Source organism: Methylobacterium tardum, from assembly GCF_023546765.1.
Classification (GTDB): Bacteria; Pseudomonadota; Alphaproteobacteria; order Rhizobiales; family Beijerinckiaceae; genus Methylobacterium; species Methylobacterium tardum.
In genome coordinates this window covers 1313230-1326180 of sequence record NZ_CP097484.1, presented here as the reverse complement: position 1 = coordinate 1326180, position 12951 = coordinate 1313230, and the positions used below count along the sequence as shown (strand labels likewise).

The window sequence follows — 12951 nt, the reverse complement described above, 5'->3', positions numbered from 1 at the left end:
TGAGGCTCGAAAAAACAAGCACTTAGCAAGAACGGATCAGAATACTTTGGTTCGCTTGACACCAGCCGGCCGCCGTCCGGCAGGCCGCCCGCAGCACCCAGGCGCCGATCTCCAGGATGGCCCCCGTCTCCTCGGCGATCGGCACGAACAGGGCCGGCGAGACGGTCCCGCGCTTCGGGTGGCGCCAGCGCAGCAGCGCCTCGAAGCCCGTGACCCCGCCGGACTCGATCTGCGTCTGCGGCTGGTAGACGAGTTCGAGCTCGTTGCGGGACACCGCGTGGCGCAGGTCGTGTTCCAGCTGCCGCCGATCGCGGATCTGCGCGCCCATGCTGGCGTCGTAGCGGCGGCAGGTGCCGCGGCCCTCGTTCTTGGCCCTGTAGAGCGCGGCATCGGCGTGGCTCAGGAGCGCCCGCTGGTCCAGCGCGTCGTCGGGATAGACCGCGATGCCGATGCTCGTGGCGATCACCGGGCCGGAGGCGGCCGCACCGCCGCCAGGGCGTCTAGGATCCGCTCGGCCAGCCGCTCGGCGGCGCCGTCGGTCTGCGGCGTCAGGATCGCGAACTCGTCGCCGCCGAGGCGGGCCATCAGCTGCGCGGCGTCCAGCAGGCCGCCGACCCGGAGCGCGAGGTCGCGCAGCATCGCGTCGCCGGCCGCGTGGCCGAACAGGTCGTTGACCTCCTTGAAGCGGTCGAGGTCGAGGCAGAGGACGGCGAGCCGGGTGCCCTGGACATCCGCGGCGCGCATCTCCCGCTCGAGCCGCGCGTGGAAGCTCGTGCGGTTGGCGAGCCCGGTGAGTGCGTCGTGGTGGGCGAGGTAGTGAATCTCGCTCTCGGCCCGGCGCCGCGCGCGCAGGTCGCGCACCGCCACAGCATGGTGCGGCTGGTTCCCGTACTCGGTGACCGGGCGCATGATCACCTCGACGGGAATCGTGCCGCCGCCCGCCTGGACGAGGTCGGCCTCGAGGGGCTGGTCCGGCGTTCCGAGCCCGGGCGTGAGGCTTGGCAGATAGGCGGCGAGGCGCGTCCCTATCAGGGCGTCCGCCCCGGCGCCGGCGAGCCGGATGAAGGCGTCGTTGGCGCTGACGATCACGCCCTCGCGGCAGACCGCAAGCCCCTCCACGGCCGCGTTGGCGAGGCTGAGCAGGCGTTCGCGCTCGAACTCGGCGCGCTTGCGCTCCCGCAGGTCGAGCACGAGGGCGGCGCCGGCCAGGAGCAGGATCAGGCAGCTCGCCAGCGCCACGGCGGCGGCGAGCCACTCGGTCCGGATCGCGTTCTCCGGAATCGCCACCAGGGGATCGGGCAGGATGGTGACCGCGCCCATGCCGGTGAAATGGTGGCCGCAGATCGCCAGGATCAGCAGCAAGGCGCCCACGCACCGGCCCCGAATCGTCGGCGCCGACAGGCCGACAACGAGGGCCGCCGCCCCGAGGACGGAGCCGACCACGACCGAGACCGCCACCAGGACGGGGCTCCAGATCAGGTGACCGGTCACCTGGTAGGCGGCCATGCCCGTGTAGTGCATCGCCGCGATGCCGCCGCCCACCACGCCGCCGCCGATCGCCCCGCGCACCCGCCCGCCCGTCGCGGCCAGCGCGAAGCCCAGGCCGGCGATCGCGACGGCATCGACGTACGAGAGCAGCGTCAGGCCGACCCCGTAGCCCGAGGGCAGCCCCGGCGCGTAGGCGAGCATCGCCAGGAAATGCGTCGCCCAGATCCCCGAACCGCCCGCGATCGCGGCGATCGCGAGCCACGTGTAGCGGCTGCGGCGCCCGGCCCGGCCGGCATGGGTCAGCAACGCGATCGCCGTCGCGCTCGCCAGCGTGCAGACAAGCGCCGCGAGGGCCACCAGCCACGGATTGTGTTCACCGACGAAGCAGCCGATCACGGTCAACATGTAGACAACCAGCAGAGGCTTGTGGCGAACTTGCCCAAACTCTTGGCAGATAGTATTTAATATTCAGCCAACGTGGTCGCTCAATACAAGTGCATCCGAACCTATGTTCGCGTCTGCCTCGCCGGGCTCCGGGGCGGGCGGCGGCGCGGGCAGGCCTGTCCGCCGGGGGTGAAGCTGGGCTATGGCGAGGCGAGCCGCCGGACCCGGCGGCCGGTGGGGAATGCGGCGATGGCATACTGGCTGTTCAAGTCCGAGCCCGCGACCTGGTCGTGGGATCAGCAGGTCGCGGCCGGCGCGGCGGGGACGTTCTGGAACGGCGTGCGCAATCACCTCGCCAAGAAGCAGCTGATGGCCATGCAGGTCGGCGAGCAGGGCTTCTTCTATCACTCGAACGAGGGCAAGGCGGTGGTCGGCCTCGTGGAGGTGATCCGGCCCTACTACCCGGACCATACCGACGAGACCGGCCGCTTCGGCATGGTCGACGTGCGGGCCGTCAAGGCGCTGCCCCGCCCGGTGACGCTGGACGCCATCAAGGCCGACCCGGTGCTGGCCGAGATGGTGCTGGTGAACAATTCCCGCCTGTCGGTGCAGCCGGTGACCGAGGCCGAATGGGCCCGGGTGTGCGCGCTGGGCGGCCTCGGCTGAGGGCGGTCGAGCCGCGGCTCGGTCAGGCGGCGCGGTTGAGGACGCCGTGCGCCGGAGCCGCGTCGACGTCGACCGCCGGCAGCGTGTCCATGACCCGGGCGGCCGGCAGCGTCACCACCACCTCGGTGCCCTCGCGGGGCCTGGAGGAGAGCTGGAACTGCCCGCCGTGCAGCTCCACCAGGCCCTTCACGATCGGCAGGCCGAGGCCGGAGCCCTGCTCGGCGGTCTTGATCGCCAGGGAGCCGCGCCCGAACGAGGACAGCACCGTGCCGAGCTCATCCTCGGGGATGCCCGGGCCGCTGTCCTTCACCGACACGTACTGACCGCCCGAGGCGGTCCAGCCGACCTTGAGCCAGATCTCGCCGCCCGGCGGCGTGAACTTCACGGCGTTCGACAGGAGGTTCAGCACGATCTGGCGGAGCGCCCGCTCGTCGGCCCAGAGGCGCGGCAGGGATTCGTCGACGAGGCCGTGGACGATCTGGTTCTTGGCCTTGGCGCGGAGCGCCATCATGTGGCGGCACTCCTCCACGACGTGGGCGAGCTGCACCGCCTCCTCGTTCAGCTCGTAGCGCCCTGCCTCGATCCGCGACAGGTCGAGGATCTCGTTGATCAGGTTGAGGAGGTGCATCCCGCTGTCGTGGATGTCGTTCGAGTACTCCCGATAGGAGGGCGCCGTGTGGGAGCCGAACACCTCGTTCTTCATCACTTCCGAGAAGCCCAGGATGGCGTTCAGCGGCGTGCGCAGTTCGTGGCTCATGGTGGCGAGGAACCGCGACTTGGCGAGGTTCGCCTCCTCGGCCCGGCGGCGGGCCTCGTCGGAATTGGCCTTGGCCTGCTCCAGCTCGCCGAACACCGCATCCTTTTCGGCGCGGGAGCGCAGGGCCCCGACCGTCGAGGTGTAGAGGCGGCGGGCGAGGCCGAGGAAGAACAGCTGCGCGCCGCCGGCCATCACCACCAGCATCAGCGCGTCCATTCCGCGGGAGAAGGCGGTGAGCGAGGCGGTGGCAAGCGCCAGCGGGATCAGGGCGGCGATGGCCGCGAGCGGGACGGTCGCGGCCAGCATCGTGGTGACGGCCGCCGCGATGACGAGGCCGATCAGCGCGAAGGTCCAGCCCCCGGTGGTGCCGAGCCCGATCATCGCCGACCACGAGAGGCTCTGCAGCACCTCGCCGATCAGGAAGCGGTGGCGCCAGCGGGCGAGCGGGATCGTCGCCGGGTCGGCGCGGAGGAAGCGCCGGCTCAGGCTCGTGTTCAGCGTGATCATCAGGAACACACAGACCGCCCAGGCCGCGGCCACCGGCGGCGCGATCCAGAACGTCGCCGCCGCGGCGAGCACCCCCGCGAACAGCGCCAGCGGGATCCCCGCCCCGGCCCGGTACTGGGCGTAGTGGCGCAGCAACTCGTAGTCGAAGGCCCGCTCCAGGCCGGTCTGCGAGGTCAGCTTCTCGCGGGCCGAGCGGATCTCGCGGGCGACGCCGCGGCGGCGCGCCGCTTCCTCCGTCGAGGGACCGCGACCGCGCTGGACCATCTCGACGGTGAGATCGGGCATGCGCGTCTTGACACTCGGCTCGGAATCAGGGGCGGGGGTGGCGCGGAGGCACTCCGTGAGGATGAGGCGGATGTGTTAAGAAGCGGCTGTCGGTATCGCTCGGATCTTAGGCATCGCGGATCGTATCGAGACGGTCCGGCGTGCGGATCGACCTGCGGATCGACGTGCGGTGCCGCACATCGTGCGGGCGGGTGCGCCCGGTAGCGTAAGCCGCGCGCTCGCGATGCCCGAGCGGGGCCGCACGCCGCGATCCGGGACGCCCCGGGCGCACGCGTCGAGGAGGGGTCGCCGACCATGCCGAATCTCACCGTGAACGGGGTCACGCACGCGATCGACGCCGACCCGGACATGCCCCTGCTCTGGGTGCTGCGCGACCGGCTCGACGCGACCGGGACCAAGTACGGCTGCGGCATCGCGCAGTGCGGCGCCTGCACGGTCCATCTCGACGGGCAGCCGGTCCGCGCCTGCCAGACCCGGATCGGTGACGTCGGCACCGCGCAGGTGACGACCATCGAGGGCGTCAACGGCCGGGTGGCCGAGGCCGTCCAGGCAGCGTGGCGCAAGCTCGACGTGGTTCAGTGCGGCTATTGCCAGTCCGGCCAGATCATGTCGGCGATCGGCCTGCTCTCGGGCAACGCCAAGCCGACCGACGCCGACATCGACGGCGCCATGGACGGCAACATCTGCCGCTGCGGCACCTACCAGCGCATCCGTGCGGCGATTCACGAAGCCGCGCGCAGCCTCGCCTGATCCGTCCCGGCGCCCACCTACTCGCCCTTCCCCGCGGTCCCGACCGGAGCCTCGCCGCCATGCTGAACGCCCGTCGACCGAATCCCCTGCCCGTCCGCCCCAGCCGCCGCGGCCTGCTCGCGGGCGCCGGCGCCCTCGTGGTCGCGTTCCGGCTCGACCCGAAATCCGCCCGCGCCGCCGCCGGCCCGAACCTCGCCGACGTGAAGGCGCAGCCCAACGCCTTCGTGCGCATCGGCGCCGACGACACCGTCACGGTGGTGATCAAGCACCTCGACATGGGCCAGGGGAACACGACCGGGCTCGCCACGATCCTGGCCGACGAGCTCGGCGCCGACTGGGCGAAGGTCCGCACCGAGTTCGCGCCCGCCGACGCGACGCTCTACAACAACAGCCTGATGGGCCCGATCCAGGGGACCGGCGGCTCGACCGCGGTGGCCAATTCCTGGTTCCAGCTGCGCAAGGCGGGTGCGGCCGCCCGCGAGATGCTGATGGCCGAGGCCGCCTTCCGCTGGAAGGTGCCGGTCTCGGAGATCACCGTTTCCGACAATCTCGTGCGCCACGCGCCGTCCGGCCGGCAGGCCCGGTTCGGGGAGCTCGCGGCCTCGGCGGCCTCGCTGCCGGTGCCTTCCGAGCCGCGACTCAAGGATCCGAGCGAGTGGCGGCTGATCGGCCAGACGATTCCGCGCCTCGATTCCGTGGCCAAGACCAACGGCACGGCCGTCTATTCCCTCGACATTCGCCGCCCGAACCAGGTCACCGCCGTGGTCGCCCGCGCGCCGCGCTTCGGCGCCACCGTGAAGAGCTTTGATGCCGCCGCCGCCCGCAAGGTCGCGGGCGTTCTCGACGTGGTGCAGGTGCCGACCGGCGTGGCGGTGCTCGCCCGCGACACGTGGTCGGCCATGAAGGGCCGCGAGGCGCTCACGGTCGCCTGGGACGACAGCACCGCCGAGACCCGCTCGTCGGAGACGATCCTCGCCGAGTACCGGGAGCGGGCCAAGGCCCCCGGCCTCACGGCGTCCGAGCGCGGCGATCCGCAGGCGGCTCTGAAGGGCGCCGCCAAGGTCATCGAGGCCGAGTTCACCTTCCCCTACCTCGCCCACGCGGCGATGGAGCCGCTCAACGCCACGATCGAGCGGGCTTCCGACGGCGGCTACGACGTCTACGCCGGCTTCCAGTTCCAGACCGTCGAGCAGGCGACCATGGCGGCGGTCCTGGGCGTGACGCCCGACCGGGTCCGGCTGCACAGCAACTGGGCCGGCGGCTCCTTCGGCCGCCGGGCGACCCCCACCGCCGACTACCTCGCGGAGGCCGCCGCCGTCTTCAAGGCGTCCGGCGAGAAGGCCCCGATCCACCTCGTCTGGACCCGCGAGGACGACATGGCCGGCGGCTATTACCGCCCGACCGTGCTGCACAAGGTCCGGGCCGGCATCGACGGCAAGGGCGCGGTGGTCGGCTGGGACCACGTCATGGTCGGCAAGTCGATCATGATCGGCTCGCCCTTCGAGGCGATGATCGTCAAGAACGGCATCGACTCGACCACCGTGGAGGGCGCCTCCGACACGCCCTACGCCCTGCCGGCCTATCGGTTCGGCGTCCATAACGGCCGCGAGGGCGTGCCGGTGCTGTGGTGGCGCTCGGTCGGCCACACCCACACGGCCCACGTGATGGAGGTGATGATCGACGAACTGGCCCATGCCGCCAATGTCGATCCGGTGGCCTACCGGCTCTCTCTCCTGACCCAGGCGCCGCGGCTCTCCGGCGTGCTCAAGCTCGCCGCCGAGAAGGCCGGCTGGAGCGCCAAACCGCAGGAGCAGGGGCGCGGCCTCGGGGTGGCTGTCCACGAATCCTTCGGCTCCTACGTCGCGATGGTGGCCGACGTCACCGCGCAGGATGCGGCGATCCGCGTGAATCGGATCGTGGCGGCGGTGGATGTCGGCGTTCCGGTCAACCCTGACGTGATCCGGGCGCAGGTCGAGGGCGCGGTTGGCTTTGCCCTGTCGGCGGTGCTGCGCAACCGCATCACCCTCAAGGACGGCCAAGTGCAGGAGCACAATTTCGACGCCTACGAGCCGACCCGAATGAGCGAGATGCCGAAGGTGGAGGTGCACATCGTGCCGAGCCAAGTGGCGCCCACCGGGATCGGCGAGCCGGGCGTGCCGGTGCTGGGTCCGTCGATCGCCAACGCGGTCTTCGCCGCCACCGGCCGGCGCCTGCGCTCCCTCCCCCTCGACCTTTCGGGCGTGAAGGGCGCGTGAGGAATCGCACCTTCCGATCGCCTGCATCGGCGTAGGACGGAGGGGCCTTCCCCCAAGGCAAGAGACCCGACTGACGACGGCGCGGCGCGACACCGCGCCGTTTCTTTTTTGCGCGCCGATGCGGCATCTCCGGGCCATGCCGGTCTTCGGCGACACCGCCGCGCGCCTGCGCGCCTGCCGCCTCTGTCGGGACAGCCCGCTCTACGGCCCGCCCCTGCCCCAGGAGCCCCGGCCGATCGTCCAGGGCTCGGCCACAGCCCGCCTGTGCATCGCCAGCCAGGCGCCCGGTACGCGCGCGCATCGCACCGGGCAGCCCTTCACCGACCCGTCGGGCGTGCGGCTGCGGTCCTGGCTGGGGCTCGACGCGGCGCAATTCTACGACGCCGCCCGGGTGGCCATCGTGCCGATGGGGTCGTGCTTCCCCGGCCTCGACGCCAAGGGTGGCGACCGGCCGCCGCGCCGGGAATGCGCCGAGCGCTGGCGGGCGGAGCTGTTCGCCGGCCTGCCCGATCTCGAGCTGATCCTGGTGATCGGCCAGTACGCGCAAGCCTGGCATCTGGGAAAGATGGAGGGTGGCCTCACCGGCACGGTGCGGCGCTGGCGCGAGATCCTGGCCGAGCCGCGCCGCCCCCGGGTCCTGCCCCTGCCGCACCCGTCCTGGCGCAACAACGGCTGGCTGAAGCGCGAGCCCTGGTTCGAGGCGGAGCTGCTGCCGGTGCTGCGCGCCGAGGTGGCGCGGGTGATGGCGGGGTGAGTGGCCGTGCCGGCATTGACCTCGCAGGCGTTCCGCGGAATCGCTGCGGCGACCCCCGAAGGACGCGCCGATGACCGAGATTGCCGACCCCCGCGACCGCCTGATCGTGGCCCTCGACCTGCCGAGCGTGCAGGCGGCCGAGGCGCTGATCGACCGGATCGGCGACGCCGCGACCTTCTACAAGATCGGCTACCAGCTGGGTTACGCGGGTGGCCTCGCCCTGGCCGAGCGGCTGGCGGGACGCGGTCTCAAGGTCTTCCTCGACCTGAAGCTCCATGACATCGGCAACACCGTCGAGGAGGGCGTGCGCTCGGCCTCGGGCTCCGGCGCCACCTTCCTCACCGTCCACGCCTACCCGCAGACCATGCGGGCGGCGGTCCGCGGCCGGGGCGCGGGGCTCAAGATCCTCGCCGTGACGGTGCTCACCTCCTACGACGATGCCGACGCCGCGGAGGCCGGCTACGGCCTGCCGGTGGCGGAGCTCGTCGCCAAGCGCGCCGCCCAGGCCGCCGAGATCGGCATCGACGGCCTCGTCTGCTCGGCCGCCGAGGCGGGCTCGGTCCGGCGCATCGTTGGTCCGGACCGGCTGATCGTCACCCCGGGGATCCGCCCGGCGGGCGCCGAGGCCGGCGACCAGAAGCGGGTTATGACGCCGGGCGATGCCCGCCGGGCCGGGATCGACCACGTGGTGGTCGGCCGCCCGATCACCGGCGCCGCCGACCCCCGCGCGGTGGCGCAGGCGATCGTCTCCGAGATGGCCTGACCGGAACTGGGATTGCCTTCGTCGCGCCCGGATCCACTTCGCTCGTCAAAGCAGGAGACGCAGCATGACGAAGGGCTACTGGATCGCGCGGGTCGATGTCCGCGACGCGGAGGCCTACAAGGAGTACGTGGCGGCCAACGGCGCGGCCTTCGCCAAGTTCGGCGGGCGCTTCCTCGTGCGCGGCGGCGCCCACGAGGCGGTGCTGGGCCCGGCCCGGTCCCGCAACGTGGTGATCGAGTTCCCGAGCTACGCCGACGCCCTCGCCTGCTGGAACTCCGACCTCTACCAGGCCGCCAAGGCCAAGCAGCGCGGCGGCGTCGAGGCCGAGATCCTGGTCATCGAGGGCTATGACGGCCCGCAGCCCAGCGCCTCGGAGCCGGCACCGGACGCGGGCCCGGCCTCCGAGTAGGCCGCTCCGCTCGCAAGGACGGCTGGATCGGTGCGATCCTGATCGCAATGTCACCCCGTCGTTCCGGGGTGCCGAAGGCGAGCCCGGACCCGAAGGGGCATGCCTGAGGCGGGCAACCCGGAACCGCCGACAGTGCAGAACGAGAACCGCCTGAGCGTCTGGATTCGGGCCCTGCTGCGCAGTCCCGGAATGACGGCGCTGTCGGTCTCGGCCGCCAGCCTCCCCGATCGCCCTATGCCCGCGTCCGGTCCGGCGCCAGGCTCCGCAGCAGGAACGCCGTCATGGCCTCGACCGGCGGCACCGGCTGGAGGGTGGAGCTGCCCACCAGCAGCGGGTGGGTGTAGCGGGCGATGGCGGCGTGGATGCAGGCCGCCGCCTCGGCCGGATCCGCGGCCTCGAACTCGCCCCGCGCCACACCGTCTCGGATGATCCGCTCAAACCCGGCGGTGATCCGGGCCACGTGGTGGCGGCAGACCTCCCAGCTCTCCGCCATCGCCGCCTCGATCATCTCGTGCAGGCGGGGACACGCCTCGCAGCGCCGGGTGCAATCGTCGTGCAGGGCCTTGATCGCCGCCACGAGGCGCGCGGTCGCGTCGAGGCCTGGCCGGTCCGCGATCCCCGAGACCACCGCCTCGCTCTCGCCGATCAGGCGCTCCAGCACCGCCTCGTTGATCGCCTTCTTCGAGTCGAAGAAGCGGTAGACGTTGGCCGGGCTCATCTTCAGCGTCCGGGCGATGTCGGCCACAGTCGTCTTCTGGTAGCCGATCTCCCGAAAATACGCGTCCGCCGTCGCGAGGATGCGGCTCCGTGTGTCGGGCGCGCACTCCTCCGCGATCAGGTGGGTCGTATCATCCAGGGACATGCATACTCACTAGGCCATGCCGACCCGGAGCGTCAAAGACGCCAGCGCGGATCGCGTTCCGCGCTGACGGTTCCGCCTGCGGCCGGTGCGCGCGCTCGGAACCGGCCCGGACGGCACCGATTGCCCCGGCATCCGGCCGCGAATGCGGTGCGCCTGCAAGGGACGAGCGATGACCTTCACCGACACCCGCGTTCTGATCACCGGGGCCGATTCCGGCATCGGACAGGCTACGGCGGAGCTGTTCGCCCGGGCGGGTGCCGACGTGGCGATCACCTACCACACCGATGAGGCGGGCATCCGCGAGACCGCCGCGCGGGTCGAAGCCGCGGGCCGCCGGGCGCTGGTGCTCCAGCTCGATGTCGGCGATCCGGCCGCCGTCACGGCGGCCTTCGACCGGATCGGCAGCGAGTTCGGCACCCTCGACATCCTCGTGGCCAATGCCGGGCAGGCGATGAGCGGCGTGCCGGTCGCCGAGATGGACGACGCCCTGCTGGAGCGGATCCTGCGGGTGAACCTCATGGGGCCGCTGTTCACCGCCCGGCCCTTCATCAAGATGCGCAAGGCGCAAGGCGGCACCGGAAAGATCGTGTTCGTCTCACGGTGGCCCAGCACCTGCCGACCCCGGAGAGCGCGCCCTACGGCATGTCGAAGGCGGGCCTCGGCTCGCTGTGCCGCTCCCTGTCGCGGGAGCTTGCCCCGGACCGGATCAACGTCAACGCCGTTGCCCCGGGGCTGATCGAGACGCCGATGACCGCCGACCGCTTCGAGAAGCCGGAGGTGCTCGAGCAGTCGCTGGAGCGGATCCCGTGGCACCGGGCCGGCCAGCCCGAGGAGATCGCCCGGGCGATCCTGTACCGGCCTCGGACGCGGCCGATTACGTGACCGGCCACACCCTGGTGGTCGATGGCGGCCTGACGATGCAGTGGGGCGGCGCCTGAACGGCGAACGGCGCCGGACTCGCGTCCGGCGCCGTTCGGGATCGTCCCAGTTCGGATGCGGGCGGCGGCGGTGCCGCTCGTCCTCAGGACCCGAACTGCGAACCCAGCCGCTCGAGGTACTCGGCAAGGTCGACGCCGCCGATCCGCTTGCCGTAATCGAAGCGCATGCCCTGGCGGATGTCGATGCTGGCATCCCGCGTCGTCAGGGTGAAGGGCCGGACGCATATCCAGGCCCCGTCGCGGCGGTGCTCGAAGTAGCCGAGGATCTCGTGCTTGGCCATAACCTGTCCTCCGGATCCGTGTTTGGAGACATAACGGTTCCGGTGCTCCCCGGTTCGCACGGCGCGACTGTTTTTCGCGCGCCGGCCGATCGGGATCGAGTGTCGGTGATCCGCGCGGCGGCAGGAACGGCCAAGCCTGATCTGGCCTGAGCTTGGCCATTGCGGCGCGAATGCTCGTCTGGGCGCCGCCCGATCACCGCCAGCGGTCGAGGATCTCGGCGGTCGTCATCGTCTCGACCTGATGGCCGTAGCGCATCCGGTACATCAGCAGCAGCGCGTCGTGCGCCTCGTCGCAGGAACTGCACAGGCCGTCGGTGGCCAGTACGATCCGGTAGCCGAGATCAACGCCGCCGAGCACCGCGGCGAGCACGCAGACATCGGTCTCGGCGCCGGTGACGATCAGCGTGTCGACGCCCCGGGCCTGCAGACGGGCGTCGAGGCCGGTCTCGAGCCAGGGCGAGTAGACGGTCTTGTCGGCGACTTCCGCGGGCGGGACCAGCCGGGCGAGCTCCGGGACGAGGTCGATCATCTCCGGGGCGAGCCGCTCCCGGGTCATGTCGGCCCAGCGCTCCGAATAGGTCGCCCAGGTCCCCCGGCCCTCCCCCGGCCGGGCCGCCGGGATGAAGCGGGTGAAGATGGTCCGCTCCGGGTGCGCCTCGGCGATGCGGCGGACATGCGGCAGGACGCGGGGCATCCACGTGGTCTGCCAATCGGTGGGTTCGGCGAACATCCGCTGCATGTCCACGCAGAGATGGACGCACCCGTCCCCCAGAGGCTTGCCGGGGGAGCCGTCCCCCTGTTCGTGGCGGTTCGCCGATCGAGCGCTTCCAGGTTCCATGACCGCGCAATCGGGCGGGGCGGGGGTTGTTCCTGCGGCAGAATGGAGAACCGCGCGGCGCGGGCGGTGCCGCCAAACCGCGCCAGCAAGTCGCGCCAAACGAAGACGGCGCGCCAGGGCGCGCCGCTCGCAGGGAATCGATCGGGGCCGCTCCCGACCTGCCGGATCGGGAGGGGTCGGGGTGCGCCTAGCGGTCGGCCTTCGCGCCGGCGGTGGTCAGCGACAGGTAGCGCTCCGTGGTCGGGCGGATCAGGTTGCGCACCGCCTCCGCCATGGTCTGCTCCTCCTTCAGCGACTGCTGGAAGGCCGTCCGGTGGCCCTGCTGGCCGGCGGCATCGCCGATGGTGAGCAGCGACTCGTAGGCCGCGATCTCGAAGTTCTCGAAGGCGTGGTTGGCGTAGGTGTTCTTCAGGATCTCGTCCTGGGCCGGGGTATGGCCCAGCGCCATCATGTTGCCGACGAAGCCCAGGAAGCCCTCCTTGAGGGCCGAGGGGCTGTCGCCCAGGCTCTGAAGCGCCTCCTCCAGCCGCTGGCGCTGGCCGTGCGTCTCTTCGATGTGGCGGCGCAGGGCCTGCTCCATCTCCGGATAGCGCTCCAGGCGCTCGACCTGCCGCTCCATGATCTGCAGCGCCTGCATCTCGAGGGCGTGGGTATTCTTCAGGGCCGTGACGTAGATCTCGCGCGCGTCCATGGCCATAGGGATCACCTCTTTCGGGTTGCGGGCTCGATGGCCCATTCAACCGGGGAACGCAGAGGCCGTACGGCCAAGTTCCGGCCGGAACGTCGCAGGCGTGGCCCGCGTGCCGTCTGCCGCAGGTTGCGCGGTGACCGGAACTGGGGGAACGCCGGACCGGATCGGCTCCGGGCGAACCCAGAACTTAATCCATGTGCTCACAAAGACCGCGCGAGCGTGGCGGCTCGGCCACAGCCGGACGGCACCCGCATGTCCGCGCGCGTTTCCCCGTGCGGCCGGGGTACCGCGCGCTGCTTCGTCATGCGAGCGTCGTATGCCAC

At 71.4% G+C, this 12951-nt stretch carries 11 protein-coding genes and 2 pseudogenes; 7 read left to right on the top strand and 6 right to left on the bottom strand.

The features are described 5' to 3' along the window. Window positions 1-61 precede the first annotated feature (61 nt). Window positions 62-1893, bottom strand: a pseudogene (locus M6G65_RS06330) (diguanylate cyclase domain-containing protein); the annotation flags it as partial. A gap of 228 nt (window positions 1894-2121) precedes the next feature. On the opposite strand from M6G65_RS06330, the gene M6G65_RS06325 reads away from it, so the two are divergent. Continuing rightward, window positions 2122-2538, top strand: coding sequence for an EVE domain-containing protein (locus M6G65_RS06325; RefSeq protein ID WP_238198799.1), 417 nt, complete (start codon window positions 2122-2124; stop codon window positions 2536-2538). A 22-nt stretch (window positions 2539-2560) separates the two neighbouring features. Here M6G65_RS06325 and M6G65_RS06320 read toward each other — a convergent pair whose 3' ends face one another. Then, window positions 2561-4087, bottom strand: coding sequence for a sensor histidine kinase (locus M6G65_RS06320; RefSeq protein WP_238198798.1), 1527 nt, complete (start codon window positions 4085-4087; stop codon window positions 2561-2563). A gap of 294 nt (window positions 4088-4381) precedes the next feature. Here M6G65_RS06320 and M6G65_RS06315 point away from each other — a divergent pair, with 294 nt between their 5' ends. The 5 genes from M6G65_RS06315 (at window position 4382) to M6G65_RS06295 (ending at window position 9018) form a co-directional block, all read left to right on the top strand. Beyond that, window positions 4382-4837 (top strand): (2Fe-2S)-binding protein, encoded by a 456-nt coding sequence (locus M6G65_RS06315; protein ID WP_192711131.1) that lies wholly within the window; start codon window positions 4382-4384, stop codon window positions 4835-4837. A 59-nt stretch (window positions 4838-4896) separates the two neighbouring features. Continuing rightward, window positions 4897-7092, top strand: coding sequence for a xanthine dehydrogenase family protein molybdopterin-binding subunit (locus M6G65_RS06310; RefSeq protein ID WP_238198797.1), 2196 nt, complete (start codon window positions 4897-4899; stop codon window positions 7090-7092). A 136-nt stretch (window positions 7093-7228) separates the two neighbouring features. Further along, window positions 7229-7846: a uracil-DNA glycosylase family protein gene (locus M6G65_RS06305; RefSeq protein WP_250104218.1), complete on the top strand. Its 618-nt coding sequence runs from the start codon at window positions 7229-7231 to the stop codon at window positions 7844-7846. 70 nt (window positions 7847-7916) lie between these two features. Further along, complete coding sequence (pyrF, locus tag M6G65_RS06300) at window positions 7917-8609, top strand: orotidine-5'-phosphate decarboxylase (RefSeq protein ID WP_238198795.1); 693 nt, start codon at window positions 7917-7919, stop codon at window positions 8607-8609. Window positions 8610-8673: 64 nt separating this feature from the next. Beyond that, complete coding sequence (locus tag M6G65_RS06295; protein ID WP_238198794.1) at window positions 8674-9018, top strand: DUF1330 domain-containing protein; 345 nt, start codon at window positions 8674-8676, stop codon at window positions 9016-9018. A gap of 232 nt (window positions 9019-9250) precedes the next feature. On the opposite strand, the gene M6G65_RS06290 is transcribed toward M6G65_RS06295, so the two are convergent. Beyond that, the gene (locus M6G65_RS06290; protein WP_192711126.1) at window positions 9251-9880 is read right to left on the bottom strand and encodes a TetR/AcrR family transcriptional regulator; all 630 of its coding nucleotides are present in this window, start codon (window positions 9878-9880) and stop codon (window positions 9251-9253) included. 169 nt (window positions 9881-10049) lie between these two features. On the opposite strand from M6G65_RS06290, the pseudogene M6G65_RS06285 reads away from it, so the two are divergent. Then, a pseudogene (locus M6G65_RS06285) lies at window positions 10050-10818 on the top strand (SDR family NAD(P)-dependent oxidoreductase). An 83-nt stretch (window positions 10819-10901) separates the two neighbouring features. Here the strand turns inward: M6G65_RS06285 and M6G65_RS06280 are convergent. The 3 genes from M6G65_RS06280 to M6G65_RS06270 form a co-directional block, all read right to left on the bottom strand. Further along, window positions 10902-11099 carry a hypothetical protein gene (locus tag M6G65_RS06280; protein ID WP_091716776.1) on the bottom strand — a complete coding sequence of 66 codons (198 nt, stop codon included), beginning with the start codon at window positions 11097-11099 and terminating at the stop codon, window positions 10902-10904. Between the two features lie 193 nt (window positions 11100-11292). Next, window positions 11293-11838 carry a cysteine hydrolase family protein gene (locus tag M6G65_RS06275; protein WP_250104217.1) on the bottom strand — a complete coding sequence of 182 codons (546 nt, stop codon included), beginning with the start codon at window positions 11836-11838 and terminating at the stop codon, window positions 11293-11295. Between the two features lie 286 nt (window positions 11839-12124). Continuing rightward, window positions 12125-12634, bottom strand: a complete 510-nt coding sequence (locus M6G65_RS06270) for a ferritin-like domain-containing protein (RefSeq protein ID WP_192711124.1) — start codon at window positions 12632-12634, stop codon at window positions 12125-12127. Window positions 12635-12951: the final 317 nt, after the last annotated feature.

What these genes read in the sequence shown, in the direction of transcription:
- M6G65_RS06270 (WP_192711124.1), bottom strand. Translation starts at nt 12,634, where the DNA reads ATGGCCATGGACGCGCGCGAGATCTACGTCACGGCCCTGAAGAATACC.
- M6G65_RS06315 (WP_192711131.1), top strand. Translation starts at nt 4,382, where the DNA reads ATGCCGAATCTCACCGTGAACGGGGTCACGCACGCGATCGACGCCGAC.
- M6G65_RS06320 (WP_238198798.1), bottom strand. Translation starts at nt 4,087, where the DNA reads ATGCCCGATCTCACCGTCGAGATGGTCCAGCGCGGTCGCGGTCCCTCG.
- M6G65_RS06305 (WP_250104218.1), top strand. Translation starts at nt 7,229, where the DNA reads ATGCCGGTCTTCGGCGACACCGCCGCGCGCCTGCGCGCCTGCCGCCTC.
- M6G65_RS06280 (WP_091716776.1), bottom strand. Translation starts at nt 11,099, where the DNA reads ATGGCCAAGCACGAGATCCTCGGCTACTTCGAGCACCGCCGCGACGGG.
- M6G65_RS06295 (WP_238198794.1), top strand. Translation starts at nt 8,674, where the DNA reads ATGACGAAGGGCTACTGGATCGCGCGGGTCGATGTCCGCGACGCGGAG.
- M6G65_RS06290 (WP_192711126.1), bottom strand. Translation starts at nt 9,880, where the DNA reads ATGTCCCTGGATGATACGACCCACCTGATCGCGGAGGAGTGCGCGCCC.
- M6G65_RS06275 (WP_250104217.1), bottom strand. Translation starts at nt 11,838, where the DNA reads ATGCAGCGGATGTTCGCCGAACCCACCGATTGGCAGACCACGTGGATG.
- pyrF (WP_238198795.1), top strand. Translation starts at nt 7,917, where the DNA reads ATGACCGAGATTGCCGACCCCCGCGACCGCCTGATCGTGGCCCTCGAC.
- M6G65_RS06325 (WP_238198799.1), top strand. Translation starts at nt 2,122, where the DNA reads ATGGCATACTGGCTGTTCAAGTCCGAGCCCGCGACCTGGTCGTGGGAT.
- M6G65_RS06310 (WP_238198797.1), top strand. Translation starts at nt 4,897, where the DNA reads ATGCTGAACGCCCGTCGACCGAATCCCCTGCCCGTCCGCCCCAGCCGC.